14 protein-coding genes and 2 tRNA genes are annotated in these 13,398 nt (G+C 65.6%); 14 read left to right on the forward strand and 2 right to left on the reverse strand.

Annotated features, from left to right (window positions below):
• A partial coding sequence (locus VM054_07005) for a hypothetical protein (GenBank protein HUT98806.1) occupies positions 1–197 on the reverse strand: 197 nt, incomplete at its 3' end.
• Positions 198–407: 210 nt separating this feature from the next.
• Between VM054_07005 and VM054_07010 the strand changes: the two genes are divergently transcribed.
• The 7 genes from VM054_07010 (at position 408) to topA (ending at position 7,378) form a co-directional block, all read left to right on the forward strand.
• Positions 408–483 (forward strand) — tRNA-Arg (locus VM054_07010).
• Positions 484–601: 118 nt separating this feature from the next.
• Positions 602–677 (forward strand) — tRNA-Arg (locus VM054_07015).
• A gap of 37 nt (positions 678–714) precedes the next feature.
• Complete coding sequence (locus VM054_07020; protein ID HUT98807.1) at positions 715–1,701, forward strand: PIN domain-containing protein; 987 nt, start codon at positions 715–717, stop codon at positions 1,699–1,701.
• Between the two features lie 23 nt (positions 1,702–1,724).
• Positions 1,725–2,342, forward strand: a complete 618-nt coding sequence (locus VM054_07025) for a methyltransferase domain-containing protein (GenBank protein ID HUT98808.1) — start codon at positions 1,725–1,727, stop codon at positions 2,340–2,342.
• Positions 2,343–2,785: 443 nt separating this feature from the next.
• Positions 2,786–3,883, forward strand: a complete 1,098-nt coding sequence (locus VM054_07030; protein HUT98809.1) for a HigA family addiction module antitoxin — start codon at positions 2,786–2,788, stop codon at positions 3,881–3,883.
• Positions 3,867–5,003, forward strand: coding sequence for a DNA-processing protein DprA (gene dprA / locus VM054_07035; protein ID HUT98810.1), 1,137 nt, complete (start codon positions 3,867–3,869; stop codon positions 5,001–5,003). The genes VM054_07030 and dprA overlap by 17 nt, the downstream gene beginning before the upstream one ends.
• Before the next feature lie 98 nt (positions 5,004–5,101).
• Positions 5,102–7,378: a type I DNA topoisomerase gene (topA, locus tag VM054_07040; GenBank protein ID HUT98811.1), complete on the forward strand. Its 2,277-nt coding sequence runs from the start codon at positions 5,102–5,104 to the stop codon at positions 7,376–7,378.
• 438 nt (positions 7,379–7,816) lie between these two features.
• Here the strand turns inward: topA and VM054_07045 are convergent, their stop codons facing one another.
• A complete protein-coding gene (locus VM054_07045) occupies positions 7,817–8,893 on the reverse strand; it encodes a glycosyltransferase family 2 protein (GenBank protein HUT98812.1) in 1,077 nt (358 codons plus the stop codon).
• Here VM054_07045 and VM054_07050 point away from each other — a divergent pair.
• The 7 genes from VM054_07050 (at position 8,886) to acpS (ending at position 13,062) form a co-directional block, all read left to right on the forward strand.
• Entirely contained in the window at positions 8,886–9,011 is a 126-nt protein-coding gene (locus tag VM054_07050; protein ID HUT98813.1) for a hypothetical protein, read from the forward strand. The two genes, VM054_07045 and VM054_07050, sit on opposite strands and share 8 nt — an antisense overlap.
• Positions 9,012–9,113: 102 nt before the next feature.
• Positions 9,114–9,494, forward strand: a complete 381-nt coding sequence (locus VM054_07055) for a hypothetical protein (protein ID HUT98814.1) — start codon at positions 9,114–9,116, stop codon at positions 9,492–9,494.
• Positions 9,495–9,515: 21 nt separating this feature from the next.
• Complete coding sequence (locus tag VM054_07060) at positions 9,516–9,995, forward strand: hypothetical protein (protein HUT98815.1); 480 nt, start codon at positions 9,516–9,518, stop codon at positions 9,993–9,995.
• A 59-nt stretch (positions 9,996–10,054) separates the two neighbouring features.
• Positions 10,055–11,029, forward strand: coding sequence for an ABC transporter ATP-binding protein (locus VM054_07065; protein HUT98816.1), 975 nt, complete (start codon positions 10,055–10,057; stop codon positions 11,027–11,029).
• 3 nt (positions 11,030–11,032) lie between these two features.
• Positions 11,033–12,274, forward strand: coding sequence for an ABC transporter permease (locus VM054_07070; GenBank protein ID HUT98817.1), 1,242 nt, complete (start codon positions 11,033–11,035; stop codon positions 12,272–12,274).
• Positions 12,275–12,294: 20 nt separating this feature from the next.
• Positions 12,295–12,618, forward strand: coding sequence for a hypothetical protein (locus VM054_07075; GenBank protein ID HUT98818.1), 324 nt, complete (start codon positions 12,295–12,297; stop codon positions 12,616–12,618).
• Positions 12,619–12,663: 45 nt separating this feature from the next.
• Complete coding sequence (gene acpS, locus VM054_07080; GenBank protein ID HUT98819.1) at positions 12,664–13,062, forward strand: holo-ACP synthase; 399 nt, start codon at positions 12,664–12,666, stop codon at positions 13,060–13,062.
• Positions 13,063–13,398: the final 336 nt, after the last annotated feature.

Here is a 13,398-nt window from a genome sequence, read left to right on the forward strand (position 1 = left end):
GAGCCCTGGATGACCGTCTCGCCGCCGTCCCCGCCCATCGGCTCATCGGGATAGTAGGGGTACTCCTCGGGGTAGTAGTCGCCCGTCTCCAGGACCTGCTCCTTCTTGCCGGCGTCCATCCCGTCGGAGAGGGCCAGCATGGGGAACAGGAGCACCAGGGCCAGGCCGGCGATCCATAAGAGATACACACGTCTCATCGCGCACCGCCTTTTCGAGGGTCCTCGAAGCGTCGGAAGGACATTGGTATGCTACTACAAAACGGATGTAAAAGTTCCCCCGGACGTCGTCGTGCCCGGCGGCTTTTAATCGGGGCCCGTTCTGTGCTATAGTGGTGGGCGCGCCGCCCCCGGGCTAAACCCGTTAATCCGGACTCCTACATACGACTCTTCGGCCTCGGGACGGACGTGGCGCCCGTAGCTCAGAGGATAGAGCAGCGGTCTTCTAAACCGCTGGTCGGTGGTTCGATTCCACCCGGGCGCGCCATCACGGCGGGCGGCTTTTTATCGGTCCTCCGCTCGGGGGACCGGGCGGTCCCGCCGGAAGTCCATGGAGGAGGTCGGTCGGGGAGCGCGGACCCGAGCGTCCGGCTTCCCAGGAGCGTGCGCCAGTAGCTCAGTGGATAGAGCGGCGGTCTCCGGAACCGTAGGTCGGAGGTTCGATCCCTCTCTGGCGCGCCACCCCCGCCGACCCCCCCCGAATACCCGAGGCATCGCCATGCTCCTCGCCATCCGCATCGGCATCATCGCCTTCATGGGCGGTGTCGCCAGCTTCCTCACCCAGAGCCTTTTTCCCGAGACGGAGTTCGCCTACCTGATCGGCGCCGCGGTGGGCGTCGGGGTGGCGGGAATTTTCGTCGCCCTGGAAATCTGGCTCTCGAAGCGGACCAACCGCCAGGTCATCGCCGGGGCCATCGGCCTCCTCATCGGCCTCGTCGCGGCGGCCATCGTCTCCAACATCGCCATCGTCTCGGAGTACCCCGCCGTCCGCTACACCCTCTCCCTGGTGATCATGGTGCTCTTCGCCTATCTGGGCGCGACGCTGGCCATCCGCAAGCTGCCGCCGGCCTGGTTCCGGAGGGCGGACCTCCCCGAGGGAGGGGGCGTGCTGGAGTGGAAAATCCTCGACACCAGCGTGATAATAGACGGGCGCGTCGCCGACATCTGCGCCGCCGGGTTCCTGGAGGGCGTCCTGCTGGTGCCCAAGTTCGTTCTGAAGGAGCTCCAGCTCATCAGCGACTCCTCGGACTCCCTCAGGCGCAACCGCGGCCGCCGGGGGCTGGACATCCTCAACGACATGCAGAAGAAGCTCGGCGACCGCGTCCAGATAGAGAGCACCGACTTCCCCGAGCTCGCCGAGGTTGACTCCAAGCTGGTGAAGCTCGCCATGACCAAGGGCGCCAAGATACTCACCAACGACTTCAACCTGAACAAGGTGGCCGAGCTCCAGGGGATCGAGGTGTTGAACATCAACGATCTGGCCAACGCCCTGAAGCCGGTGTACCTGACCGGGGAGCGGATGACGGTGAAGCTCATGAAGGAGGGGACCGAGCCGGGGCAGGCGGTGGGGTACCTCCAGGACGGCACCATGGTGGTGGTGGACCGGGGCAAGGAACAGATCGGCCGGGAGGTCGAGGTGACGGTCACGAGCCACCTGCAGACCTCGGCGGGCCGTATGATCTTCGCCCGGATGAGCCAGGATTGATCCCTCTCGACGGGAGAGCGGGAATGACCTCGATGGGCTCGCGGCGGAGGGACCTCTTCGATGAACTGGCCGAGGAGTGGGACGGCGCCACCTCTCACGACCCCGTAAAGCTGGAGTACATCGCCGGTCTTCTGGCCCTCGAAGCCGGTCAACACGTCTTGGACGCGGGGTGCGGCACCGGCGTCATGATCCCCCATCTGCGTCGGCACCTGGGCGGGTCCGGCATCATAACGGCTCTGGACTTCTCCGGGCGGATGCTCGCGGTGGCGGAGGCGAAGTATCCCCCGGCGGATAACCCGGATGTAAGGTTCGTCGTCCGGGACGTCAACGGGATGGCATCGGACCGCGAGTTCGACGCGATTCTCTGCTATTCATGCTTCCCCCACTTCCCCGACCAGCCGGCCGCCGTGAAGACCCTGGCCGCCGCGTTGAAAGAGGGGGGCAGGCTGGTAATCGCCCATTCCCAATCCCGCCGCGCCATCAACGACCTCCACCGGGAGGCCGGCGGAATATTACGGGGGGACTACCTGCCCACCGTGGCCGAAATTACCGGGATGATGGGATCGGCCGGGTTGAGGGTCACCGGCTCGGTGGACGACGAGGGGCTCTTCGCCGTTCGGGCCGAGCGGCCTTCCGCTTGACTTTTTCACCCACCGGTTCGGGATTTCCCGGGCGAAGCGATATCGGCAGTTATTATTCACCCTTGGGGTGAATAATAATTTGACACATCTGTAAAATCGTGCTATTATGCTTATCGGCTACGTTAGTAAAAGAGTAGAAGCTATTTGCACCTCGGTAGAGAAGGCCCGGAAGGTTCTTCCAAACGATGAACACATCAAGCGTTTCTTGGCACTACTTCAGAATTTGCACACTCATCAAACCCTAGCCGACATACCAATTCATACTTCCCCCCTGCACCTCCACCCCCTGAGAGCCGACCGTAAGGGTTTCTGGGCAGCTACCATCAAGGGAAAATGGAGGGTATGTTTTCGCCCCGCAGGTGAATGCCGTTACAAACCGGACGGTTCAGTGGTGCCGCAGACGGTCACTGAAATCGAAATCGTCGAGATAGTGGATTACCACGATGACTAAAAAACCTGTAAAGCCCGGCCCGTACTACCCCCCGGTGGCGATTCCCCCCGGCTTCACCATCGAAGTGATTCTGTCTGACAGAGGTTGGACCCAGGCCGAATTGGCTCGACGGATGGGCAGGCCCATCCAAACTGTTAACGAAATTGTAAAGGGCAAAAAGGAAATAACGGCCGATACGGCGATTGAGCTCAGTCGGGTGTTGGGTTCCCCTGTATCGTTTTGGCTCAACCTGGAGGCCAACCACCGCGAAAATGTAGCGAGGCTGGAACGACTCAAAGCTGAAGAAGGGGAGGTGAAAAAGACCAGCAATTTTCCCTATGCCGAAATGGTCCGGTACGGCCTGGTCCCACCCACAAGGGTTCTGAGGGAAAGGTTCGAGCACGTGCTGGCTTTCCTCAGCGTCGCTTGTTTTGACGCGCTGGAAAGCAACCTACCCGTAGTTTTTCGTAAGACTGGTAAACTACCGGTAAGCTTTGAGAAGCTGGCGGTCTGGTTGCAGTGGGGAGAGCTGAAGATGCAGAGGCTCAAATTGGGTAGGTTTAATAAAACGAAATTGCAATCCAGCTTGAATGAGATCCGTTCTCTCACCTTGGAGAAGCCTGACTCATTTGTCCCTAAGCTGGAGAAGATCGGCGAGGAAACGGGCGTGGCCTTTTTGTTCGTGCCCGAATTCAGGGGACTGCCCGTAACCGGCGTGACGCGGTGGATTAACGGAAACCCCCTCGTGCAGGTGAACCTGCGTTACAAGACCAACGATCATCTTTGGTTTACGGTTTTTCACGAGATTGGGCATGTCTTGAATTCACAGAAAAAGCAAGTGTTTATCGATATAAAAGGTGAGGATAATAAAAGTGCCGACGAAGAAAAGGCTGATGAGTTTGCCTGTAGGGTTTTCGTGCCCAAAGGTGTATTCGAAGAACTCCTCAGCTTGCCTAGAATATCCGAAGCCCTGGTGATGCGATATTCTAGAAAGCTCGGTATCGCCCCCGGTATCTTAGTCGGTATGTTGCAGCACGAGGGTAAGCTCCCCCACAGTCATCTGAACGGCCTAAAAGAGAAATATACGTGGGAAATTGCACATTCCGCGTGACATAGCGCCGGACTCCGAGGTCGCGGCCTGGATAAGCCTGAACCTGGTCCCCGAGGTGGGGCCGGTTCACTTCCGCCGCCTGGTGGAGCGCCTGGGCTCGGCCCGGGAGGCCCTGGCGGCGCCCTACGGTCGCCTGATCCAGATTCACGGCATCGGCGAGGTCCGCGCCGCCAACATCCTCGCCGCCCGCACCGAGGCGCACCAAAAGCGCCTGGAGCGCGAGCTCGACGCGATAAAACGATTCCCCGACCTGTCCCTCTTCCTCCTCTCCGACCCCGACTACCCCGCCCCGCTCAAGGACCTGCCCGACCCGCCGCCGGTGCTGTACGTGCGTGGGAGCTACCTCCCCGAGGACCGGCTGGCGGTGTCCATGGTGGGCACCCGCAACCCGAGCCCCTACGGCCGGGAGCTGGCGCGCAAGCTGGGCGGGGGCCTGGCGCGGGTCGGGGTGACCGTGGTCTCGGGCTGCGCCGCGGGGATAGACCTCGCCTCGCAGATGGGGGCCGTCGCCGCCGGGGGGCGGTCCATCGGCGTGCTGGGTTGCGGGGTGGACCTGGTCTTCCCGGCGAACGAGGGCTCGTCCTACGACAGGATACGGGCCTCGGGCGCCCTGGTGAGCGAGTTCCCCCTGGGCACGGAGCCCCAGGCGCAGAACTTCCCCCGGCGCAACCGGCTCATCGCCGCCCTTGGGCTGGGCGTGGTTGTTGTGGAGGCGCCGCGGAAGTCCGGGGCGCTCATCACCGCCGACTTCGCCGCCGAGCTGGGCCGCGAGGTGATGTCCTGCCCCGGCAACGCCATCGGCGCCGGTGCCCGCGGCTCGCACGCCCTGTTGAAAGAAGGGGCCGCCCTGGTGGAGACGGTGGAGGACATCCTGCGGGCCGTGGGCCACGCCGCCGACCCCCGCCTCTTCGCCGACCGGGTGACCGCCCCCCAGGCGCCCGACCTGACCGACGGCGAGGCCGCCCTCCTGGAAAGCCTCACCGCCGAGCCCATCCACGTGGACGAGCTCACCTCCCGTCTGGGAAGCCCCCGGGCGGAGGTCCTCCAACTCCTGTTGTCCCTGGAGCTCAAAGGCGTCGTGGAGCCGCTCCCCGGCATGTACTACCGTCGTCCCTTCTAGACCGCGCTTGCCAAGCCCGCCGATTTCTGCTATAAACCCCAGAAAACGACGCCGCCCGAAAATTTACACGGCTCCTCCCTCACACCGGGCCGAACAACATGCCTAAGAGCGCGTCCCGAAGCCCCTCCGGAAAGCCCCTGGTCATCGTCGAGAGCCCCACCAAGGTGAAGACGCTGAAGCGCTACCTGGGCGAGGGCTACGACGTGGCCTCGAGCCGGGGCCACGTCCGCGACCTGCCGAAGAGAAACCTCTGCGTGGACGTGGAGCACGGCTTCGAGCCCACCTACGAGGTCATCCCGGACAAGGAGAGGATCGTCGGCGAGCTCAAGCGGGCGGCGGAGCGGGCCGGGGCCGTCTACCTCGCCTGCGACCCCGACCGCGAGGGGGAGGCCATCTGCTGGCACCTGGCCACCCTCATAGACGGCGGGCCGATCTACCGCATCACCTTCAACGAGATAACCCGGGCGGCGGTGACGCGCGCCCTCGAGCACCCGGGGGAGATTGACCTGAACCTGGTGGACGCCCAGCAGGCCCGGCGGGTCCTGGACCGCCTGGTGGGGTACCAGGTCTCGCCGATTCTGTGGAAGACGGTCCGGCGCGGCCTCTCGGCGGGGCGGGTCCAGTCGGTGGCGCTCCGCCTCGTCGTCGAGCGGGAGGAGGAGCGCGAGGCCTTCGTCCCCGAGGAGTGCTGGCCCGTCGTCGCCGGGCTCTCGACCGCCTCCGGCGAGCCGCTCGAAGCGGAGCTGATGAAGCTGGACGGGAAGAAGGCCGCCCTCGGCGACTGGCCCACCGTCCGGGAGCTTTTGTACGAAATCCAGGAGGGCCCCTGGACCGTCCGCGCCTTCGAGAAGCGCAAGCACCAGCGCCAGCCCCAGCCACCCTACATCACCAGCACCCTCCAGCAGGACGCCTCCACGCGCCTGGGCTTCGACCCCAAGCGGACCATGCGCGTCGCCCAGCAGCTCTACGAGGGGGTGGAGCTGGGCGAGCTGGGCCAGGTGGGCCTGATTACGTACATGCGCACCGACTCGGTCCGCGTGTCCGACGAGGGGCTCGGCCTGGCGCGGAACTGGATCGGAAAAAACCACCCGCAATGGCTCCCCGACGCGCCGCGGGTTCACACGAGCGGGAAGAGCGCCCAGGACGCCCACGAGGCGGTCCGCCCCACGGACCCCTTCCTCGGGCCGGAGCTCATCGGGCACCACCTGTCCCCGGAGCAGCTCCGGCTGTACGAGTTGATCTGGCGGCGCTTCCTGGCCAGCCAGATGACCCCGGCGCTCTTCGACAAGGCGGATGCCCGGATAGAGTCGGGTCGGGCCGAGTTCTCCGCCAAGGGCTCCATCCTGCGCGACCCCGGCTTCCTCGCGGTCTACCCGGACCAGGGCGAGGCCAGGGACGTCCTGCTGCCGGAGCTCGCCGAGGGCGACGTGCTGGAGCCCGCCTGGCTCGACGGTCGGCAGAAATTCACCCAGCCGCCGCCGCGCTACAAGCCGGCCTCCCTGGTCAAGGAATTGGAGAAGCGGGGCATCGGCCGCCCCTCCACCTACGCCGCCATCATCTCCACCCTCCAGCAGCGGGATTATGTGGAGCTCGACGACAACCGCTCCTTCTTCCCCACCGAGCTGGGTCGCCTGGTGACCAAGCTCCTGGTGGCCGGCTTCCCCCGGGTGCTGAAGGTGGAGTTCACCGCGGAGCTGGAGGAGGAGCTGGACGAGATAGCGCGAGGGGAGAAGAAGTGGCGCGAGGTTCTGGCCGATTTTTACAAAACGTTCGCCCTGGAGCTTCACCGGGCGGAAGAGGAGCTCCCGAAGCACCGGGGCGAGAACACGCTCCTGACCGAGCCGGTCTGCCCGAAGTGCGGCGGGGGGCTGACCATCCGCTTCGGGCGGGCGGGGGCCTTCGTCGGCTGCTCGAAGTACCCCGAGTGCGACTTCACCTCGAACTTCCGCCGCGACTCGGGCGGCCGCGTGGTGCTGACGGACCGGGCGGAGGAAACCGCCGCAACCGGGGAAATCTGCGAGTTGTGCGGTCGGCCGATGGCGCTCAAGCGGAGCCGCTTCGGGCCGTTCCTGGGCTGCACCGGCTACCCCGAGTGCAAGAACATCCGCCGCCTGGGCGGTGGGGAGCGGGCGCCGAGGCCCCCGGCGGAAAAAACGGAGATTCCCTGCCCCGAGTGCGGCGAGCCCCTGGTGGTCCGCCACGGGCGGAAGGGCGAGTTCCTCGGCTGCTCCCGTTACCCCAAGTGCCGGGGGACGCTGAACTTCGAACGCGACGCCGACGGCGGCATCGTCCCCAAGGCTCCGAAGGAGAAGACGACCGCGAAGAAGAAAACGGTCCCGAAGAAGAAGGCCCCGGCCAGGCGCGGGAAGAAGTGATTGCGGCGGTCCCTGGTCCCCCCTCTCCCTCCGGGAGCGGCGTGCCGACGGGATTGGGGGTGAGGGCCACCTTATAAAAAAACGGGCCGACCTAAAGGTCGGCCCCTACGTCATCGCAACCAACGGGCGAAGCGGTCCCCCTCTCCCTTCCAGGGAGAGGGCTGGGGTGAGGGTCGGGGTAGGGAACAGGAAAGGGCGGCGGCCCGCAGTTTCCCTCTCCCTCCGGGAGCGGCGCGCCGACGGGATTGAGGGTGAGGGCCACCTTTGAAAAAACGGCGGGGATGGGAATCCCCGCCCTACGTTTAGTCGCACGGTGGTGAATAAAACGGGCGGTTGTGGACACCCGCCCCTACGGCTACATCGCGAGATTGACCCGTAGGGGCGACCGGTAGGACGAGTCCTCCACGGTCGCCCGTTTCCATAAAAACCGCGCGCCACCTACGCGGTGAAGAAAAAATTCCCCCCCTCGACCAGCCCCAGGCGCTCGATCTCCCCCCGCATCCGCTCCCGCGCCCCGGCCTGCCCCACCGCCCCCAGATGGACGAACCGGAGAACCGAGCGCAGCGAGCTATGCCCCCGGCAAAACTCCGTGGCCCGCTCCACCGGAATCACCGGCGCGCCGAAAATCTTTGCCCCGATCCGGCCCGGGTGTACCTCAACGATGGCCTCCGGCTTCCAGCCTGCCTTTTCCAGTTCCCGCGCGAGCGCCTTGCCCACCGGCCCGCAGCCCCAGAGGACGTATCCGCCGCGCGGCTCGATCGCGTATTTCCCCAGGTAGCGGCACTTCAATGCCAGGAACGCCTCCGGCCGGTAACGCGGGTCGGTGCGCGTCAGCCGGTCCGGCCGGTCGCTCCAGACGTGGAGCACCTCCGGCACTTTCGCCAGCTTCAGCCCGCAATCGAAGACCAGACGCAGCCACAAGTCATAATCTTCGGGTCCATCGAAATCGCACCAGGCGCCAGTCTCGTTTAAAACTGCACGCCGGAGCGTCATCGTCGGGTGGACCAGCGGGCTCTCGACGAAAATCTCCCGGCGGATGTCCCCGGGCGTCACCAGGGAGTTGCTCCAGTCGAGGTAGCGCCGCGCGCCGGCGGTCATCCCACTTTCCGGCTCGACCCGGATCAGGCAGCCGACGCCCGCCAGCTCGGCACGCTCCTTTAAATAATCCACCTGTTTTTGTAGACGGCCGGGGAGCATGGCGTCGTCGGCGTCCATGCGCGCGATGAACTCCCCCCGGCACTCGGCCAGCCCCCGGTTGAGCGCGGCGACCAGCCCCCGGTGCGGCCCGCGGATGACCTTGATTCTCGAATCCCGCCGGGCCAGCCCCTCCAATAAATCCCCGCTCCCGTCGGTGGAGCCGTCGTCCACGGCGATTATTTCCAGCCCGACGCCCCGCTGATCCAGGCACGAGGCGACCGCCCGCGCGAGCGTGGCCCGCGCCTCGTAAACCGGCATGAGGACGGAAACCGCTGGACACGCGGACGGTGAAATATTATCCTCCGATGCGATGGGCAACGACGCTGATTCTACTAAAATCCGAAAACCCGCGGTGGAGCTGCGCGGGGCGGTGAAGCTCTACGGCGGGCTGGCCGCCGTGGACGGGGTGGACCTCGAAACTCTAAATCGTGTTTAATTGGACAATTGACCTTAATGCCTTACCCCATTACTTGGAACTCGAAACTCCTTATCGTTGGTCTAGCTATACTCTAGATAACCGGTACGACCTGGAGGAAAAATGTACGAAGTATACAAGGTTGGATCCAGACATTTTATCGTCGTCGATTACTGTGACGGGCTGTATTATGCACCTCTCCCACTCAGGGCTCAGCGGAAGTTCGGGACTTCTCATGTGTCAGGTTCTTTGGATTACGTGGCGGGTTTGACGCGGCGTTTCTATACCCGCAGGGAAGCGGAAGCCGCACGGCTTGCCGAATGGTGGGCTAAAAACAAAGATACTGTCGCTCAACTCATTAGCACCTCCGAAGAGGCTGTTAAAAGAATGGATGCCGCCGAGGAGATAGTGAACGAGATGTTGCGCTTGACTGATAGCTCTGGTGAAACGACAACCCCTTACCCTCACGGCGACGCTGATGCCGGGGCGAAGGAAAGTAAATAAACGTAAACCTGAGAGGGAAACATGAGGAGTAAAGTCGTCCTTGCCGCTGTTTGTGCCTTCGCCCTTGTAGCTGCTGTCGCCACCTGCGATGACGACGACAAGACCGCTGAGACTGTTATTGAGCCCGCTGCCGAGGACGCCCATGAGGCCGCCTTAGCCGCCTTCAAGGTTGCCGCCTACGCCGACTACGAAGCTGCCGAAGCCCGCCGTGCCGACGCTGCTGACGCTGCCTGTGAAGCCGCTGACGCCGCCGTCGCCGCCGCTAACGCTGTCGTCGCCGTACAAGACGCGGGCGGCTACGGTTGGGCCACCGCCGCCGCCGAGGCCCGCTTCAATGCCGCCGACGCCCGCTTCAACGCCGCCACCGCCCGCTTCAACGCCGCCACCGCCGACGCCGAGGCCGCCTACGCCGCCTACGAGGCCGCCGATACCCGCTTCAACGCCGAAAAGGCTAACGACGCCAAGGTCGAAGCCAAGAACGCCAATGAGGGGAACCCCTGAAAAGACCTACGCCGTCAACCATTGGACACCCGGACGGTGAAATAGTATCCTCGGATGCGATGGGCAACGACGCCGATTCTACCAAAGTCTCGCCGCCCGCGGTGGGGCTGCGCGGGGCGACCAAGCGCTACGGCGGGCTGGCCGCCGTGGACGGGGTGGACCTCGCCGTCCGCCCCGGCGAGCTTTTCGGCCTGCTCGGTCCCAACGGCGCCGGGAAAACCACCACCATCAACCTCATCGCGGGCTACATCGCCCCGGACGCGGGGGAGGTGCGGCTGGACGGCCTGCCCCCGACGCGGCCCGAGGCGCGGCGCAGGCTGGGCCTGGCCCCCCAGGAAATCGCCCTCTACGACGGGCTCACCGCCCGCGAGAACCTGGCCTTCTTCGGCTCCCTCTACGGCCTCACGCGGCGGGAGCTCGCGCAACGGGTGGACTGGGCCCTCGATGTGGCGGGGCTCAAGGACCGGGCGCACGAGCCGGTGAAGCGCTTCTCCGGCGGCATGGCCCGGAGGCTGAACCTCGTGTGCGCCCTCGTCCACCGCCCGGAAATCCTTCTGGCCGACGAGCCCACCGCCGGGGTGGACCCCCAGTCGCGGGCCCACATCTTCGACACCATCCGCTCCCTCGCCGCCGAAGGCACCACCGTCGTCTACACCACGCACTACATGGAGGAGGCCTCGGCGCTCTGCGAGCGCATCGCCATCCTGGACCACGGGAAGCTCCTGGCGCTGGGCACCGAGGAGGAATTGCTGAAACTCTCCGGGGAGCGGACGCGGCTGGACTTCGAGCTGACGGGCGGGGAGATTTTGGACGACCTCGATAAACGGCTGCGGGGGCTGGCGGGGGTCATCGAGCTGGCCGCCTCCGACGGGCGGCTGACGCTCTTCACCGACCCCGCGGCGCGGGTGCTGGCGTCGGCGGTGGGGCTATTGAACGGCGCGGGCCTGCGGGTGGGCGGTGTGGACATCGTCCGGGCCGACCTGGAGACGGTTTTCCTCTCCCTCACCGGCCGCGCCCTGCGCGACGGCGGTTAGTCCATGAATAAACTCTGGGCCATATTCAAGAAGGACTGGCGCGCGTTCCTGCGCGACCCCAAGGCCGTCCTCCTCTCATCACTCCTGCCCATCGGCATGATGCTGGTGGTGGGCTTCGCCTTCTCCGGGGGCGGGGAGTGGGTCATCGAGCTGGCCGTGGTGGACTCGGACGGCGGCGAGGCCGCGAAGACACTCCTGAAAACCATCGGGGACTCCGGGGTGTGCGTGCTGGTCCCGCTGCCCGACGAGGCCGCTGCGCGGGCGGCTCTGGAGGACAACGACTACGCCGCGGCGCTCTTGATCCCCCCGGGATTCACCGGGGCCGTGGAGAAAAACGCCGACGCCGGGCTCACCCTTCTGACCAACCCCCGGCGCGACCAGGAGCTGCGCGTTCTGGAAAACCTGGTCCAGGGCGCCTCCATCGCCCCGGCGGGGAAGAACGTCGCCCTGCGCATGGCCGACCGCTTCCTCGACGAGGCGGATTTCGTCTCCCCCGAGGCCCGTGAGGACGTGCGCGGCGAGGTCCGCTCCTACATCACCGAGGAGGAGGGGTCGGGAGGTTCGCTGGACTGGCAGGACTTCACCGAGTCCGGGTCGCCGGTGCGGGTGACGATCGAGGAGGTGCGGGCCACGGCGGCGGAGTGGAACGCCATCCTGCACTACGTGCCGGGTTACGCGGTGATGTTCGCGCTTTTCGGGGCGGCGTCGGCGGCGGCGGGCGTCCTGGCCGAGCGGGAGAAGGGCCTCGCCCGGCGCATCCTCACCTCGCCGCTTTCGCTCAAGGGCTACCTCCTGGGCAAGTCCGGCTTCCTGTTGACGCTGCCCGTGGCGCAGATGGGCCTCTTGTTCGGTTTCGGGGCGGTGGCCTTCGGGGCGGTCTACCCCGGCTCGACGGTCGCGCTCCTGGTTGTGAGCGTGTGCGTGGTCGCGGCCTCGGTGGGGCTGGCGCTGGCCCTGTTGGCCTTCTGCCGCACCGCCAAGCAGGTTGACCAGCTCGGCCTGTTGGTGATTCTGGTGATGAGCGCCCTGGGCGGGAGCTGGTGGCCGCTGTTCATCACGCCGGAGTGGATGCAATCCCTGGCGCACATCACGATAAACGCCTGGGCCATGGACGCCTACGCGGAGCTCTTCACTTTCGGCGGCGGCCTGGGCGACGTTCTGGTCCCCTGCCTGGTACTCCTGGGGTACGGGGTGGTCGGATTCGGCCTGGCGTTGTGGCGTTACCGGCCCCAGGAGGTCCGGTGAGCTTCGAGGGAGGTAGATAGATGCGTTTGCTGCCGCTGTTCGTGGTTTTATCGCTGGCGCTTTTGGCGTTGGCCGGGTGTAACGCGGAGAAAGAGGAGCCGGCCGCCGAGGCCGGGCTGGGCACCGAGCAGGGCCCGGCGGAGACCACCGCCGCCGGCGACGAGGGCATGCCCGACGCCTACACCGGGCATTTCGTCTACGTCACCGAGCACGGCGACCGGTACCACGCCCCGTACTGCCCGCACGTGCGCGGCAAGGATAACCTGCGCCGGATGACCCGGGAGGACGCCGTCCTCGAGGGCTACGAGCCCTGCAAGGACTGCAACCCCGGCCCGCCGCGCTAGGAAGTGCTATAATACGCCCGTCGGCCGACGCGGGGGGCTGAACCGGTGAGCGACATCCTGGGGCTGGGCATAGACGTGGTCTCGCTGGCGCGTTTCAGCAAGCTTCTCCGCTCTGGGCGCGAGGAGCGTCTGCGGCGGCACGTCTTCAGCGAGCGGGAGTGGCCGCGGTGCTGGGGCGCCGAGCTCTCGCCCGGGCTCCTGGCCAAGCTTTCGGCCCGCTTCGCCGTCAAGGAGGCGGCGATGAAGGCCCTGGGCTGCGGCTGGGGGCAGGGCTCCTTCTTCCACGAGTTCGAGGTGGTGCCGGAGCACGGCGGCGGGGTCAGCCTCGAGCTCCACGGAAACGCCCGGGACCTGGCCCGGGTCAGGGGGATAAACCGCTGGTTCATCTCCATCGCCCACGAGCGCTACTACTCCGTGGCCACGGCCCTGGCCCTGCGGGACTAGGCGGCGTGGGTGGGGGACCGCCGCGGTTGTTTTGTGATTAACTGACCCTTGGCGACGAACTGCGATGACGTAGGGGCCGACCGACGGCGCGCCGTTTAGGTCGGCCGGTTTTTTTACGAAAGCCATCGCCCTTCCTTGCGATGATGTAGGGCGGCCCCTCTGCGGGCCGCCGCGTTCTCTTCTATCCCGACCCCGACCCTCACCCCCATCCTCTCCCTGAAAGGGAGAGGGAGAATAAGGGTTGCGATGATGTAGGGGCGGGTGTCCACACCCGCCCGCGGGCGACCGTGGACGGTCGCCCCAACGGGGAATTGCGCGGTTTTAAATGTAGGGCGG

The sequence above is a fragment of the bacterium genome (assembly GCA_035528375.1).
Classification (GTDB): domain Bacteria; phylum RBG-13-66-14; class RBG-13-66-14; order RBG-13-66-14; family RBG-13-66-14; genus RBG-13-66-14.

Bases quoted from the DNA above. Each gene is read 5' to 3' on its own strand.
- topA (HUT98811.1), top strand. From the start codon at position 5,102: ATGCCTAAGAGCGCGTCCCGAAGCCCCTCCGGAAAGCCCCTGGTCATC.
- VM054_07055 (HUT98814.1), top strand. From the start codon at position 9,114: ATGTACGAAGTATACAAGGTTGGATCCAGACATTTTATCGTCGTCGAT.
- VM054_07070 (HUT98817.1), top strand. From the start codon at position 11,033: ATGAATAAACTCTGGGCCATATTCAAGAAGGACTGGCGCGCGTTCCTG.
- VM054_07075 (HUT98818.1), top strand. From the start codon at position 12,295: ATGCGTTTGCTGCCGCTGTTCGTGGTTTTATCGCTGGCGCTTTTGGCG.
- VM054_07020 (HUT98807.1), top strand. From the start codon at position 715: ATGCTCCTCGCCATCCGCATCGGCATCATCGCCTTCATGGGCGGTGTC.
- VM054_07030 (HUT98809.1), top strand. From the start codon at position 2,786: ATGACTAAAAAACCTGTAAAGCCCGGCCCGTACTACCCCCCGGTGGCG.
- VM054_07050 (HUT98813.1), top strand. From the start codon at position 8,886: ATGGGCAACGACGCTGATTCTACTAAAATCCGAAAACCCGCGGTGGAG.
- VM054_07065 (HUT98816.1), top strand. From the start codon at position 10,055: ATGGGCAACGACGCCGATTCTACCAAAGTCTCGCCGCCCGCGGTGGGG.
- VM054_07060 (HUT98815.1), top strand. From the start codon at position 9,516: ATGAGGAGTAAAGTCGTCCTTGCCGCTGTTTGTGCCTTCGCCCTTGTA.
- VM054_07025 (HUT98808.1), top strand. From the start codon at position 1,725: ATGACCTCGATGGGCTCGCGGCGGAGGGACCTCTTCGATGAACTGGCC.